This is a genomic window from Kocuria marina (assembly GCF_000786655.1).
Taxonomy (GTDB): Bacteria; Actinomycetota; Actinomycetes; order Actinomycetales; family Micrococcaceae; genus Kocuria; species Kocuria marina_A.
In genome coordinates, this window is the sequence record NZ_JROM01000056.1 from 15193 (window position 1) to 29582 (window position 14390).

Annotated in this window: 12 protein-coding genes and 1 pseudogene; 10 read left to right on the forward strand and 3 right to left on the reverse strand. The window is 65.3% G+C overall.

The genetic code is table 11. The features are described 5' to 3' along the window. Positions 1-30 precede the first annotated feature (30 nt). Both AS25_RS14420 and AS25_RS12380 read right to left on the reverse strand, forming a co-directional pair. Positions 31-309 (reverse strand): annotated as a pseudogene (locus tag AS25_RS14420) (MFS transporter); the annotation flags it as partial. 64 nt (positions 310-373) lie between these two features. After that, positions 374-1521 (reverse strand): IS3 family transposase gene (locus AS25_RS12380; protein ID WP_413468253.1). Its coding sequence is split into 2 segments (ribosomal slippage): positions 374-1248 and positions 1248-1521, totalling 1149 coding nucleotides; the frame shifts between segments, so codons are not numbered across the junction. Positions 1522-2398: 877 nt separating this feature from the next. On the opposite strand from AS25_RS12380, the gene AS25_RS12390 reads away from it, so the two are divergent. Continuing rightward, positions 2399-2647, forward strand: coding sequence for a cysteine hydrolase family protein (locus tag AS25_RS12390; protein ID WP_253270580.1), 249 nt, complete (start codon positions 2399-2401; stop codon positions 2645-2647). 156 nt (positions 2648-2803) lie between these two features. Here the strand turns inward: AS25_RS12390 and AS25_RS12395 are convergent, their stop codons facing one another. Further along, positions 2804-3457, reverse strand: a complete 654-nt coding sequence (locus AS25_RS12395) for a GntR family transcriptional regulator (protein ID WP_035965510.1) — start codon at positions 3455-3457, stop codon at positions 2804-2806. A 223-nt stretch (positions 3458-3680) separates the two neighbouring features. On the opposite strand from AS25_RS12395, the gene glyA reads away from it, so the two are divergent. From glyA to AS25_RS12440, 9 genes are all read left to right on the forward strand, one after another. Then, a complete protein-coding gene (glyA, locus tag AS25_RS12400) occupies positions 3681-5018 on the forward strand; it encodes a serine hydroxymethyltransferase (RefSeq protein WP_052160983.1) in 1338 nt (445 codons plus the stop codon). After that, positions 5018-6235, forward strand: coding sequence for a sarcosine oxidase subunit beta family protein (locus tag AS25_RS12405; RefSeq protein WP_035965513.1), 1218 nt, complete (start codon positions 5018-5020; stop codon positions 6233-6235). Before glyA ends, AS25_RS12405 begins: the two co-directional genes overlap by 1 nt. A gap of 12 nt (positions 6236-6247) precedes the next feature. After that, positions 6248-6544: a sarcosine oxidase subunit delta gene (locus AS25_RS12410; protein WP_035965515.1), complete on the forward strand. Its 297-nt coding sequence runs from the start codon at positions 6248-6250 to the stop codon at positions 6542-6544. Continuing rightward, positions 6541-9453, forward strand: a complete 2913-nt coding sequence (locus AS25_RS12415; RefSeq protein WP_216594123.1) for a sarcosine oxidase subunit alpha family protein — start codon at positions 6541-6543, stop codon at positions 9451-9453. The genes AS25_RS12410 and AS25_RS12415 overlap by 4 nt, the downstream gene beginning before the upstream one ends. After that, on the forward strand, positions 9446-10162 hold the full coding sequence (locus tag AS25_RS12420) for a sarcosine oxidase subunit gamma (RefSeq protein WP_084118211.1): 717 nt from the start codon (positions 9446-9448) through the stop codon (positions 10160-10162). Before AS25_RS12415 ends, AS25_RS12420 begins: the two co-directional genes overlap by 8 nt. A gap of 79 nt (positions 10163-10241) precedes the next feature. Continuing rightward, complete coding sequence (gene purU, locus AS25_RS12425) at positions 10242-11132, forward strand: formyltetrahydrofolate deformylase (RefSeq protein WP_052160984.1); 891 nt, start codon at positions 10242-10244, stop codon at positions 11130-11132. 216 nt (positions 11133-11348) lie between these two features. Continuing rightward, positions 11349-12476, forward strand: a complete 1128-nt coding sequence (locus AS25_RS12430; RefSeq protein ID WP_333485459.1) for a YkvI family membrane protein — start codon at positions 11349-11351, stop codon at positions 12474-12476. Positions 12477-12480: 4 nt separating this feature from the next. Next, positions 12481-13857, forward strand: coding sequence for an L-serine ammonia-lyase (locus tag AS25_RS12435; protein WP_035965517.1), 1377 nt, complete (start codon positions 12481-12483; stop codon positions 13855-13857). A 16-nt stretch (positions 13858-13873) separates the two neighbouring features. Further along, positions 13874-14386, forward strand: a complete 513-nt coding sequence (locus AS25_RS12440; RefSeq protein ID WP_035965519.1) for a metallophosphoesterase family protein — start codon at positions 13874-13876, stop codon at positions 14384-14386. Positions 14387-14390: the final 4 nt, after the last annotated feature.

Below are 14390 nucleotides of genomic sequence, written 5' to 3' on the forward strand. Positions count from 1 at the left end.
GCGCAACGGAGGGTGTAGGGACAAACGCGATCAATGGGTGAGTGGGCGGCCTGCAGTCTCTTTGGAGACGGCTACGGCGATCAAAGATCCAAGGGCTGCAACCACCAAGTACCATGCTGGTGCCAAGGGCGTCCCGAGAGCTGAAATCAAAAGAGTGGCCATGAAAGGCGCGGTGCCGCCGAACAACGCATTTGAGACGTTGAAACTGACGGCAAAGCCGCTGTAGCGCATTCGGGTGGGGAACGATTCGGCCAGGAAGCTGGGTAGTGTCCCGTCGTTCAGGGTCAGCATGGCTCCGAGGACCACCTGAAGTATGAGGATCAGGACAAACGGGACTGCCCCGACTTCCGTTGACTCTCGGGGTTGATCGGTTTCAGGCGGCCTTGAGGCCGTGATTGATGGTCTCAAACTCGACCGGCGTGAGGCGACCCAGACGGCGTTGCCGTCGCCGGCGATGGTAGGACTTCTCGATCCAGGTGACGATCGCCAGCCGCAGGTCCTCCCGGCTGGACCAGCGCTGCCGGTCCAAGACGTTCTTCTGCAGCAGGGCGAAAAAGGACTCCATGGCGGCGTTGTCCGCGCACGCCCCGACTCTGCCCATAGACCCCACAAGATCGTGATGGGCGAGCTCATGCACGAATTTCCGGGCTCGAAATTGACTGCCGCGGTCGCTGTGGACCACGCAGCCGGCCACTGTCCCGCGGCGGGCCACCGCGCTGCGCAGGGCCGTGACCGCCAAGGACGCCTTCATCCGGGAATCGATGGAGTACCCGACGATCCGGTTGGAGTAGACGTCCTTGATCGCGCAGAGGTAGAGCTTGCCCTCGTCGGTGCGGTGCTCGGTCAGATCGGTGAGCCACAGCCGGTTGGGCGCGCCGGCGGTGAAGTTCCGCTCCACCAGGTCGTCATGGACCGGTGGACCGGGCTTGCGGTTGAGCCCGCGCTTCTTGGAGTGGACGCTGAAGAGCCGCTGGGCCGAGCACAGCCGCTGCACGCGGTTCTCCCCGGCGGTGATGCCGTGGTCGGGCAGCTCGTCGGCGATGAACCGGTAGCCGAAAGCCGGGTCGTCGGCGTGGATGGTCATGGCGGCGTCGATCAGGTGCGCATCGTCCCAGTCCCGGTCGGTGACCGGGTGGGCGCGCCACTGGTAGAAGGCTTGCTTGGAGAAGCCCAGTATCCGGCAGGTCACCGCGACGGGAATCCCGTCGGCGGCCAGGTCGAGGACCAGCGGAAACATCATTTTGGGGGCAGCTCACGGGCGAAGAACGCCGCGGCCCGGCGCAGGATCTCGTTCTCCTGCTCGAGCAGTCGGTTGCGCCGCTTCAGCGCCCGCAACTCCTCCGCCTCGGCCGTCGTCACGCCAGGGCGGACGCCGTCGTCGACGTCGGCCTTGCGCAACCAGTTGTGCAAGGTGGCTTCTGAGATCCCGAAGTCGCGGGCGATCTGGGACAGCGGGGCCTCGTGCTTGCGGGCCACCGCCACCACGTCGCGGCGGAACTCCTCAGGGTAGGGCTTGGGCACGGTTTCATCCTCACTGTGAGGAAGGATCCTCACAAGTCAGGAGTCAAGGAAACCCGGGGCAGTCCCAAACTCGCAGCAATGACTCGGTGTCGCTCGCTGGAGGTGACCGCTTTTGAGGTGATGCTGGATGTGTGTTGTGCCACAGGATTCCTTTCGGGCGGCCTGTCATGTAGGGACAGGAGTGTGATCAGTGGCAGTGAAAAACTCACTAAGCAGACAACTATGTTGCAGTGAGTGCAAGCTAGTTGCTTAAAAGTAAGCTACATCACATGTCGAGTCAAGGCTTGGAGGGCAAGATTTTGCGGTCGTTCGCTCCGGAACACCCTCGGAAGACCTCTTCCAGGGCGCTGGGCCCTGATTCCTACAAACCCGGCGGGAGGGGGGTCAAGCCTCACTAGAACGTCGCGACGGCACAACTTTGTTGCAATTTATGCAACTTTAAGGATGTTTTGACTCAAGGACTGCGGCTAGCCTGCCGCCCCGGGGGGTTGGCCGGGAAGCAGAAGGGTATTGCTTCTCAGCGAACACCCCACAGCCGCGGACCTCGCGAGGGGCGGGGCGCCAAGGGGGGTGGGAATTCGGTCCCTGCGGGGCGGGCATCCGCTTTCTCGCCGAATGGAACCGCGGCGATATCGGTGGCGGGCGGGACGATTTGGTGGGGCTGGGTGTCGTCCATGACCTGGTGCCGGGTTTCGGGCAGCAGCCATGTCGCGATAAGCGCCCCCGCGGCGGTCATCGTGAGATAGGTCGCGGGGGCCAGGCGGTTGTCGGTTTGAGAAGAACCGCGCTTCTGCGTTCCCGGGAACGAGCCTTGAGCTCTTCCTGACCTCCAACCGTATCGACACTCTGATTGTGACCGGTGCGACTGCGGCCGGGTGTGTGTCACACCGTCGAGGGTGCGATCGGGAAGGGATTCCGCCCGATCATCCCCAGGGAGACCATCGGCGATCGTTTCCCCGGCGTCGTGCAGTGGAACCTCTACGACATCGACAACAAGTTCGGTGACGTGGAGTCCACGGATTCGGTGGTGGATTACCTGAACGGTCTCCCACGGTTCGAGGACACGGTTCCGAAGAACCTCTCGGATCCCCAGTCCGAGGTGCTGGCTCCTGCGAATCCGGCTTGAGGCGCATCGCGCTGTAGAGCCCGCTGCCCAGGGTCCCCAGCCCGGTCCGACTGTCGTCGGACCGGGCTGGGGACATGTGTATCTGACATGGGGAAAGCGACAAAGATCCCGCTACGCCGAACCATTGCCGATACCGTCCGCTGATCCCGTGGGGTGTCAGAGCACCTCGCGCATGTGTTGTTCGAACTCCCCCACGTGCTCACGCATGATCTCCGCAGCGTCTTCACCGCGGCCGTTGAGAACGGCATCCAGCAGTTGTGAATGGGTCGCAATATGTTCCACGGGAGTGGGATTCCGGGTGGCGGCCAAGCACCAGATTCGGGTAGCCAGGTTCCCGTACCGGTTCAGCGTGGCCTCCAGATGAGCATTGCCAGCCGCGCAGTAGAGGGCGCGGTGGATCGTGCTGTCCCAGCGCAACGCGTCTTGCGGATCCGAGGAACCTCCCGGGGTGGCCGTATCGAGCTGGTCCTTGAGGTCCTTGAGCTCACCGCGTGATCGGTGGTCCAGCCGCTTGGCCGCCAACCGCACAGCGAGGGGCTCAAGCACTTCTCGGACCTCGGAGATTTCGGAGAGCACGGTGATGTCCACAGGGGTGGCGAACGTGCCGCGACGAGGGAAAGTGGCCACCAATCGCTCGGTCTCCAACCTTTTCAGCGCCTCACGCAGTGGAGTGCGTCCCACCTCGAGCTCAAGTCCCAGCTGCGTCTCGTTCAATGGTTCACCGGGGGCGATCTCCAAGAAGATGAGCTTGTCCTGGAGGAGCTCGAACGCCCGGGCGGCCAGTGATCCGCTGGATTTAGTCTCTTTCATCCACCCACTCCTCTTGGTTCCGCTCAGATTCTAATCGGGCCCGCGTCGACCGACCGACGGGCTGCCGGGCGGCAGTGTCCGGACCCAGGGTGGGTCCTGATAACGCCGGGGCCACCAGTTGGCAGAAGTTCATTGACGGCGTGCGCCTGCAACAGTAACCTGGATCACACTCTGATATATCAATTACGTATCAGACACGGACTAACACTGGAGGAGGCCGAGGATGGTCGATCTGAATACTCATCTCGCCCAGGGCGACCCTGAAGTGGCCGAGGCCATCGAAGCCGAGCTGCGACGCCAGCAAGGAACCCTGGAAATGATCGCTTCCGAGAACTTTGCGCCCATGGCGGTGATGCAGGCGCAGGGGTCGGTGCTCACCAACAAGTACGCGGAGGGCTACCCCGGCCGTCGGTATTACGGCGGCTGTGAACACGTGGACGTGATCGAGCAACTGGCCATCGACCGGGTCAAGGACCTGTTCGGCGCCGAACACGCCAATGTGCAGCCTCACTCGGGGGCGCAGGCCAACGCCGCGGCGATGTTCGCGCTGTTGGACCCAGGGGACACGATTCTGGGGTTGAACCTGGCTCACGGTGGTCACCTAACCCACGGCATGAAACTGAATTTTTCCGGCAAGCTCTACAACGTGGTGGCCTACGGCGTGTCGGAAGAGGACCTGGAGATCGACATGGCCGAGGTCGAGCGCCTCGCCGTCGAACACCGGCCCAAGCTGATCGTGGCCGGCTGGTCCGCCTACACCCGCCAGCTGGATTTCGCGCGCTTCCGCGAGATCGCGGACCAGGTGGGGGCCTACCTCATGGTGGACATGGCCCACTTCGCCGGTCTGGTGGCCGCCGGCCTGCACCCCAATCCCGTGCCCCACGCGGACGTGGTGACCACCACCACGCACAAGACCCTGGGCGGCCCACGCGGCGGGGTGATCCTGTGCAAGCAGGAGCTGGCCAAGAAGATGAACTCCGCGGTGTTCCCCGGCCAGCAGGGCGGCCCGCTCGAGCACGTGATCGCGGCGAAGGCCGTGGCCTTCAAGTACGCCGCCGGTGAAGAGTTCAAGGACCGGCAGCGCCGCACCCTCGAGGGCGCCAAAATCCTGGCCGAGCGACTACTGCACGATGACGTGGCGGAGCAGGGGATCGGGCTGGTCAACGGCGGCACGGACGTGCACCTGGTGCTTGTGGATCTGCGCAACGCCCAGCTGGACGGCAAGCAGGGCGAGGACCTGCTGCACCGAGTGGACATCACGGTCAACCGTAACGCGGTGCCTTTCGACCCGCGCCCGCCCATGGTCTCCTCGGGGTTGCGGATCGGCACCCCCGCGCTGGCCACTCGGGGCTTCGGCCCCGACGAGTTCCGCGAGGTGGCCGACATCATTGCCCGGACCTTGCTGACCGACGCCGACGACGCCGCCGCCCTGGACGCCCTGCGCGAACGCGTGAACGCCCTGGCCGCAGCCTTCCCGCTCTATCCCGAACTTTCGGCGGGCAACGCCAGCGCCGAATCCACCCATGACCACGCCGAAGCGGCGATGAACGGAGTGTCCTGATGGCTGACCTCTTGCCGGACCACCCGGATTTTCTGTGGCGCAACCCGGATCCCAAACCCTCCTACGACGTGGTGATCGTCGGCGGTGGCGGGCACGGGCTGGCTACCGCCTACTACCTGGCCAAGCACCACGGGATCACCAATGTGGCGGTGCTGGAAAAGGGATGGCTGGGCGGCGGCAACATGGCCCGCAACACCACCATTATCCGCTCCAACTACCTGTGGGACGAGTCCTCGGGGATGTACGAGCACTCCTTGAAGCTGTGGGAGCAGTTGCCGGACGAGCTCGACTACGACTTCTTGTTCTCTCAGCGCGGGGTGATGAATCTGGCCCACACGCTGCAGGACGTGCGCGAAAGCACGCGGCGCGTGAACGCGAACAAGCTCAACGGCGTGGACGCGGAATGGATCGACCCCCAGCAGGTCAAGGAACTGTGCCCCATCATCAACATCGGTGACGACATCCGGTACCCGATCATGGGAGCCACCTATCAGCCGCGCGCGGGCATCGCCAAGCATGACCACGTGGCCTGGGCCTTCGCCCGCAAGGCGGACGAGATGGGCGTGGATATCATCCAGAATTGCGAGGTCACCGGTTTCGTGAAGGAGGCCGGGCGAGTGATCGCCGTGGAGACCAACCGGGGCCGGATCAACACCGGCAAGGTCGCGCTGTGCGGGGCGGGTAACTCCTCGGTGCTGTCCGAGCTGGCGGGCTTCGAGCTGCCCATCCAGTCCCACCCGCTGCAGGCTCTGGTCTCCGAACTGCACGAGATGGTCCACCCCACCGTGGTGATGTCCAACCACGTCCACGTGTACGTCTCCCAAGCGCACAAGGGCGAACTGGTCATGGGTGCCGGCATTGACGCCTACAACGGCTACGGTCAGCGCGGTTCGTTCCACGTAATCGAGGAGCAGATGGCCGCCGCGGTGGAGTTGTTCCCCATTTTCGCCCGGGCCCACGTGCTGCGCACGTGGGGTGGCGTGGTGGACGTCACGCTGGACGCCTCTCCGATCGTGTCCAAGACACCCGTGGATCAGCTCTACGTCAATTGCGGCTGGGGCACCGGAGGTTTCAAGGGAACTCCGGGGGCGGGCTTCACGCTCGCGCACACCATTGCCCATGACGAACCACACCCGCTCAATGAGGCCTTCAGTCTCGAACGGTTCGAGACGGGCATGCTGATCGATGAGCACGGCGCCGCCGCCGTGGCGCACTAGTAGGGAGCGAACATGCTGCAGATCAATTGCCCGTGGTGCGGTCCACGGGATGAGACCGAATTTCACTATGGAGGGGAGGCCCACGTGCCCTACCCCGAGGACCCGTTCGAGCTGGACGACCAGCAGTGGGCCCGCTACCTGTTCTACCGCGCGAATCCGCGGGGGTTGTTGTCCGAGCGTTGGTCCCACGCCGTCGGCTGCCGCCGTTGGTTCAACGCGGTGCGTGACACGGTGACCTACGAGTTCAAGACCGAGTACAAGATGAGCGATCCCCGGCCAAACCTGGGAAATGTTGGAGGTGCCTTGTGAACGAGCAAACCCATCGCTTGGCGGCCGAGCGCGCCGTCGGGCACGGCATCGACCGCTCCACCACGGTGGACTTCACCTTCGAGGGTGTCCCGTACACGGGCTACCGGGGAGACACCGTGGCATCCGCCCTGGTGGCCAACGGCAAGATCGACTGTGCCCCGTCCATGTACCGGCGCCGCCCCCGTGGGCTGTACTCCGCGGGTGTGGAGGAGCCTAACGCGCTGATCAAGGTCTCCCCCCGTCACCAGCAGGACGTGGCCGAGTCCATGCTGCAGGCCACGGTCACCGAACTGACCCCCGGGATGGACGCCGTCTACCTCGGAGGCCACGGGCAGTTGGACCCCGAGACCGACCGCGCCTACTACGACCGCAAGTACGTCCACACGGACGTGCTTGTGATCGGCGCGGGCCCGGCGGGGCTGTCCGCCGCCCGGGACGCCGCGGCCTCCGGGGCACGCGTGATCCTCATGGATGACCAGCCGCGCCCGGGCGGGGCCCTGCTGTCCGGCAAGGGCGAGCGCATCGACGGTGTCCCGGCCCTCGAATGGGTCGAACGCGTGAGCGTCGAGCTGGAGGCGGCCGAGGAGGTCACGGTGCTCACCCGCACCACCGCCATCGGCAGCTACGACAGTAACTACGTGGTGGCCGTCCAGCGCCGCACCGATCACCTCACGGGAGAGGTGCCCAAGGGTGTGTCCCGCGAGCGAGTGTGGCACGTGCGCGCCCGGCAGGTGGTACTTGCCCAGGGCACCCACGAGCGCCCCGTCGTTTTCCGCAACAATGACCGCCCCGGGATCATGCTGGCCTCCGCGGTGCGCAGCTACCTCAACCGCTACGGCGCCGCGGCCGGCTCCACCGTGGTGGTCGCGACCAACAATGACTCCGCTTACCGGCTCGTGGCGGATCTCGTGGAGCGCGGCATCACGGTCGCCGGGATCGTGGATGCCCGCCCTCAATCCTCCGCGGTCTCCGCCGAGGTCGCCGGTGCCACCGGCCTGACCGTGCGCTACGGCTCGGCCGTGATCGACACCACCGCCGACGCGGACGGGCGCGTGAGCGGCGTCGTCGTCAGCGCGCTCGACGACGCGGGCGAACTCGCCGGTGAGCCCGAGACCCTCGAGGCGGACCTGCTGGCGGTGTCCGGTGGCTGGAACCCCGTGATCCACCTGCACAATCAGCGCCGCGGGCCGCTGCGCTGGAACGAAACGATCGCGGCGTTCGTGCCCGAGACCGCGATGGCGGGCCAGCATGTGGCCGGCGGAACCGCGGGCACCCTGGACCTGGCTGGGTGCCTGGTCGAGGGCGCCCAAGCCGGGGCGAACGCCGCCCGCGCGGCGGGCTTCAGCGCTACGGCGCGTGCCTCCACGACCGCCCCGGAGGCCCCGGGGCTCGTGCGCCCGCTGTGGTTGGTCCCCGGCGCCGAGGGCGAGCCCGGCATGTGGGACGAGCACTTCGTGGACTTCCAACGCGACCAGGCCGTCAAGGATGTGATGCGCTCGCTGGGTGCCGGGATGCGCTCGGTGGAGCACGTCAAGCGCTATACCTCGATCTCCACGGCCAACGATCAAGGCAAGACCTCCAGCGTGAACACCATGGGCGTGATAGCTACCGCGCTGGGCGGCAGCTCACCGGACGAGATCGGCGTGACTGCCTTCCGTGCTCCCTACACCCCGGTGGCCTTCGCGGCGCTCGCGGGCACCCAGCGCGGGCAGATGTTCGACCCGGCCCGGTTGTCCGCGCCCCACGGGTGGCACCTGGCGCACGGGGCGAAGTTCGAGGACGTGGGGCAGTGGAAGCGGCCGTGGTACTACCCCCAGGACGGTGAAGATATGGACACCGCGGTGCTGCGCGAGTGCGCGGCAGTGCGCAACTCCGTAGGGTTCATGGACGCCACCACCCTGGGCAAGATCGAGATCCGCGGCAAGGACGCGGGGGAGTTCCTCAACCGCGTGTACACCAATGCGTTCAAGAAACTCAAGCCCGGTATGGGCCGCTACGGCGTGATGTGCAAGCCTGACGGCATGGTCTTCGACGACGGCGTGACGCTGCGGCTGGACGAGGACCGGTACTTCATGACCACCACCACCGGTGGGGCCGCCAACGTGCTGGACTGGCTCGAGGAATGGCTGCAGACCGAGTGGCCGGAGTTGGACGTGGTGTGTACCTCCGCGACCGAGCAGTGGACCACCGTGGCCGTGGCCGGGCCCCGTTCCCGGGACGTGGTCGCCAAGCTCGTCCCGGAGTTGAACGTGTCCAACGACGCGTTCCCGTTCATGGCCTACCGAGAGGTCTCCCTTGCCAGCGGGATCCCCGCCCGCATCTGCCGGATCTCGTTCTCGGGGGAGCTCGCGTTCGAGATCAACGTCCCCACATGGTGGGGAGCGGCGATCTTTGAGGACGTGTGGCAGGCCGGTCAGGAATATGGCATCACGCCCTACGGCACCGAGACCATGCACGTGCTGCGTGCCGAGAAGGCTTTCCCCATCGTGGGCCAGGACACGGACGGTACCGTCACCCCGCAGGATCTGGGGATGGATTGGGTGGTGTCCAAGCGTAAGGACTTCATCGGCAACCGCTCGTACTTCCGCAAGGGACTGGAGAGCGAGGTGCGCAAGGAACTGGTCGCCGTGCTGCCCGTGGACACCGAGTATCGCTTGCCGGAAGGCACCCAATTGGTCAAACAGGGCACACCGATCACTCCTCAGGAGGGACCCGTGCCCATGGAGGGGCATGTGACCTCCAGTTATAACAGTACCGCGCTGGGTCGGACCTTCGGGCTGGCCCTGATCAAGGACGGCCGCAACCGCATCGGTGAGACCCTGCAGGCACCCCTGGACGGGCAGCTGGTGGACGTGCTGGTGGCCGAACCCGTCGTGTACGACCCGGAAGGAAAGCGTCGAGATGGCTGAGCAAACCATGATGAACAGGGCCGAGCGCACGGCGGAGCACGCGGCGCACTTGCGCCGCAGCCCCGTCGAGCACCTGGCCGGGGAGATGAAGAGCGCGAGCGTGTCCGGCGAGCGCGGGGTGAGTCTGCGGGAGGTGCCTTTCCTGACCATGGTCGGGATCAGGGTGACGCCGGGGACCCCCGCCGCGGAGGCGGTCACCGAGGTGCTGGGCTTGGGGCTCCCCGCCGCATGCGGTGAGGTCACGGGGGACACCTCGGAGGCAGCCGTGGTGTGGCTGGGCCCGGACGAGTTCTTGGCCGTCACCGGGGACGAGGTCGCCCCCGCGCCCGGACTGGACACCCGCTCCGAGCGCGACCCGGGCGCCCTGCCCACCCTGGCCACCCACCCGCTCGCGCAGACGCTCGCGGCGGTCTTCGCCGAGGGTGGCCCGGCCGGGCAGGCCGTGGACCTGTCCGCCAACCGCACCACGCTGGAGCTGTCCGGGCCCTCGGCGCGCGCCGTCTTGGAGAAGGGCTGCCACGTGGATCTGCACCCGCGCAGCTTCACCCCCGGGCGGGCGGTGTCCACGTTGCTGGGCCCGGTACCCGTCCTGCTGTGGCAGACGGAGGACCTCACCTACCGGATCATGCCCAGGGCGTCCTTCGCCGATTACACGGTCCGGTGGCTCCTGGACGCGATGGTGGAGTACTCCGGGGAAGAAGTCGCCTGAGGGTTCCGCCCGTGACGGTCACCATCAGCTCACGGGCGGAACCACCACAGTCGTGAAAGATCGAAGAAGGAGTTGCCTCGTGACGGACGTACAACGGGCGCGCACCGGCGCTGAGACCACCGAACTGGTTCTGACCCTCGACTGCCCGGAGGACGTGGGTATCGTGCACGCGGTCACCGGCGTGCTGCTTGAGCACGGGTGCACCATTGCGGAACTGAAGCAGTTCGACGATCGCCGTCAGGAACGGTTCTTCATGCGCGTCCACGTGGTGTCATCCAGGGGTGAGGCACTGGATGAGCAAGCGCTGCGGGCGGACTTGGAGCCGGTGGCGCAACGGTTCCACATGAACTGGGAGCTGCGACCTCACGGGCAGAAGCGCCGCGTGCTGGTGATGGTCTCCAAGTACGGTCACTGCCTCAATGACCTGCTGTTCCGTGCCCGAGTGGGGGAACTTCCCATTGAGATCGTGGCGGTGGTGTCCAACCATCTGGATCACCAAGCGTTGGTGGAGTGGCACGGCATCGACTTCCATCACGTGCCCGTGACCAAGGAGAACAAGCCGGAGGCGGAGACACGACTCCTGGATTTGGTGGACCAATACACGGTGGATCTGGTGGTGCTCGCCCGGTACATGCAGGTGCTGAGTGAGTCCCTGGTGGAACGCATGCGGGGGCGGGTCATCAACATTCACCACTCGTTCCTCCCCAGTTTTAAGGGCGCCAAGCCGTACCACCAGGCGTACGAACGTGGGGTGAAGACCGTGGGAGCCACCGCACACTACGTGAGTGACGAACTGGATGAAGGCCCCATCATTGCTCAGCAGGTTCTGGAGGTCGATCACACTCACGGCCCGGAAGACCTGGTGGCCGTTGGGCGGGACTCGGAATGCAAGGCGTTGTCCAACGCCGTTCGGTGGCACTGCGAAGGCCGTGTGATCCTCACCGGGAACCGCACGGTGGTGTTGCGGTAGCCGATGTCGGCATCCAGGCCGCCCACCGCAGCAGTTTGATCGCACGGCCCGGTACGGAACCCCGCCAGATGGTTAATGAGACAAGTCAGGTGGGCGGGGGAGTCTCCGCGGGAAGACGGGGACGCCAATCGCAGCCGGTAAAAGGGAATCATTATGGCAATGCCAACGAGAACGGGAACCCGTCTGGATACGGCCGAGCGAACGAGTGTCTTGCGAGTGCTCACCTACGCGGGAGCGATCATCGCCTTCCTCATCGGATCCGGCTTCGCAACGGGCCAAGAAATACTGCAGTACTTCGCGTCCTACGGATTCCAGGGAATCGTCGGTACGGGTGCCGTGGTGTTGATCCTAATAACCTACGTGGCCGCTGAATTCCTCTTCGTGGGTCATATGAAGAAATTCGAACACCCCTCGATGATCTTCCGGTACTACGCGGGGAAGCACCTGGGTACGTTCTTCGACTACTTCTCAATACTTTTCGTGTTCCTCAGCTTCACGGTGATGGTCTCCGGTGCGGGGGCAGTGTTCGAGGAGCACTTCGGATTGCCCAAGTACCTGGGCGGTGCGGGTTTGGCCATCGTGGTGAGCGCAACGGTCTGGTTCGGGTTGAAGAACCTTGTCGATGTGATCGGCAAGATCGGCCCCGTCATCGTAGTTGTGGCGGTGCTGCTGGGGGTTCTATCCTTCATTCGTGAACCCGGGAACATCGCGGCGGGAAACGCCATGGTGGCCGACCTCGAACTTACCCGAGCATCGACTAACTGGTTCATGTCCGGGTTGTCGTACGTGGGATTCTGCATGTTGTGGTTGGCTGCTTTCCTCACGGCACTCGGGAAAACTGCTCGCAGTCGTAGGGAAGCAGTGTCCGGTGGCCTAGTCGGCGGTGCGGCGTTCTCGGCGGCGTGTGTGGTGGTCGGGTTGGGGCTGCTCGCCAACATCGCACGGGTCAACGGGACTGAGATCCCGATGTTGGTGCTTGCCAGGGACTTCAGTCCGGTACTGGCCGCCGCTATTTCGGTGATGATTGTCGCCGGTATTTACACCACGGCCGTTCCTTTATTGTGGGCGGTTTCGTCGAGGTTCTTCACGGACAGCACTCGAAATTTCAAATACCTCGCGATAGCGCTGGCGGCGGTCGGTGCCGTCGTGGGTCTTCTGCTCCCGTTTTCACAGATGGTCAACGTCGTTTATGTCATCAATGGCTACGTGGGAATTTTCTTGCTAGTTTTGATGATTGCGAAAACATGTCGTCGTCTCATGCCCAGGCGGTCTGGGTGGGCCCATGACGCCGGAGCCAATATTGATAATTTTCAGGAATCATTGCTACCAGAAAACCGGAGGTGAGATCGTGGCACTCAGTGCTCTGGATTTGTTCTCGGTGGGTATCGGACCGTCGTCCTCCCACACGGTGGGGCCCATGCGGGCCGCACGGCTCTTCGTGGCCGGGCTCGCCGCCGACGCCCTGCTGGAGTCCGTGACCCGGGTCCACTCCCAGCTCTTCGGCTCCCTGGGGGCCACCGGGTGGGGCCACGGATCGGACAAGGCCGTGGTGCTGGGGCTCATGGGCGAGGACCCCGAGACCGTGGACACGGACCTCGCGGACCAGAAGGTCGCGCTCGCGGGGGAGAAAGGGCAACTGCTGCTCGGGGGAACACACCCCGTAGCCTTCGACCGTTCCCGTGACGTGATCATGCACCGCAGGAAGTCCCTGCCCACCCACCCCAACGGGATGAGCTTCACCGCCTACGGCGCCGCCGGCGAGGTCATCCGCGAACGGATCTACTACTCCGTGGGCGGTGGCTTCGTGGTGGACGAGTCCGCGAGCGGTGCGGACAAGGTGGTCGCGGACAGCACCCCCGTGGCCTACCCGTTCAGCACGGGTGATGAATTGCTGGCCATCTGCGAGACCGAGGGTCTGAGCATCGCCCAGATCATGGCCGCGAACGAGCTGTCGTGGCGGCCCGCGGAACAGACCCGGGAGCAGCTGCTGCACATCTGGTCCGTGATGCAGGAATGTGTGGAGAACGGGTGCACGCGCGAGGAGAAGACCCTGCCCGGGGGACTGAAGGTGCGCCGTCGTGCGCCGGAGATGCGCAAGCGGCTGCTCGCCAAGGAACCCGGCAACGATCCCTTCTACGGCATGGACTGGGTCAACCTGTACGCGCTCGCGGTCAACGAGGAGAATGCGTCCGGCGGGCGGATCGTCACGGCCCCCACGAACGGTGCGGCGGGGATCATCCCGGCGGTGCTGCACTTCTACACGCGGTTCATGGCGGACGCGTGCGATGACAAGATCGTGGACTTCCTGCTCACCGCCGCGGCGATCGGGATCGTGATCAAGGAGAACGCCTCGATCTCCGGCGCCGAGGTGGGTTGCCAGGGCGAGGTTGGATCGGCGTGTTCCATGGCGGCCGCCGGCCTGTGTGCGGTGCTGGGCGGGAGCCCGCGGCAGGTGGAGTGTGCGGCGGAAATGGGGATCGAGCACAACCTGGGGCTCACGTGCGACCCTGTGGGCGGGCTCGTGCAGATTCCGTGCATCGAGCGCAATGCGATCGCGAGCGTCAAGGCCATCAACTCCGCCCGGCTGTCCATGCAGGGGGACGGGACCCACAAGGTCTCCCTGGACCAAGTGGTCAAGACCATGCGGGAGACCGGCGCGGACATGAAGATCAAGTACAAGGAGACCTCGCGCGGCGGCCTCGCGGTCAACGTGATCGAATGCTGACGGGCACAATGGGGGCGTGAGCACCTCGATCCTCCTCCTCGCGGACACCCACCTGCCCAAGCGGGCCAAGGCCCTCCCGGACCAGGTGTGGCGCGAGGTCGACGCCGCGGAAGTGGTGCTCCACGCCGGTGACTGGGTGGACCTGGCCACGTTCGAGGCCCTCGAGCAGCGCTCCCGGAAGCTGATCGCGGTGTGGGGCAACAACGACGGCCCCGAGTTACGCGAACGCATGCCTGAAACCGCATACTGGGATCTCGAGGGGCTGCGGTTCGCCATGACGCACGAGACCGGCGCCTCAAGCGGACGGGAGCGGCGTATGGACCGGGCGTTCCCGGACATCGACGTCCTGGTCTTCGGCCATAGCCACATCCCGTGGGACACCGTGGCGCCCTCCGGGATGCGCCTGCTCAACCCCGGCAGCCCCACCGACCGGCGGCGCCAACCGCACTGCACGTACATGCGCGCGGTCGCGGACGCGGGTGCCCTCACGAGCGTGGAGCTGATCCGGTTACCGCCGCGCACCGTCTAGGGTG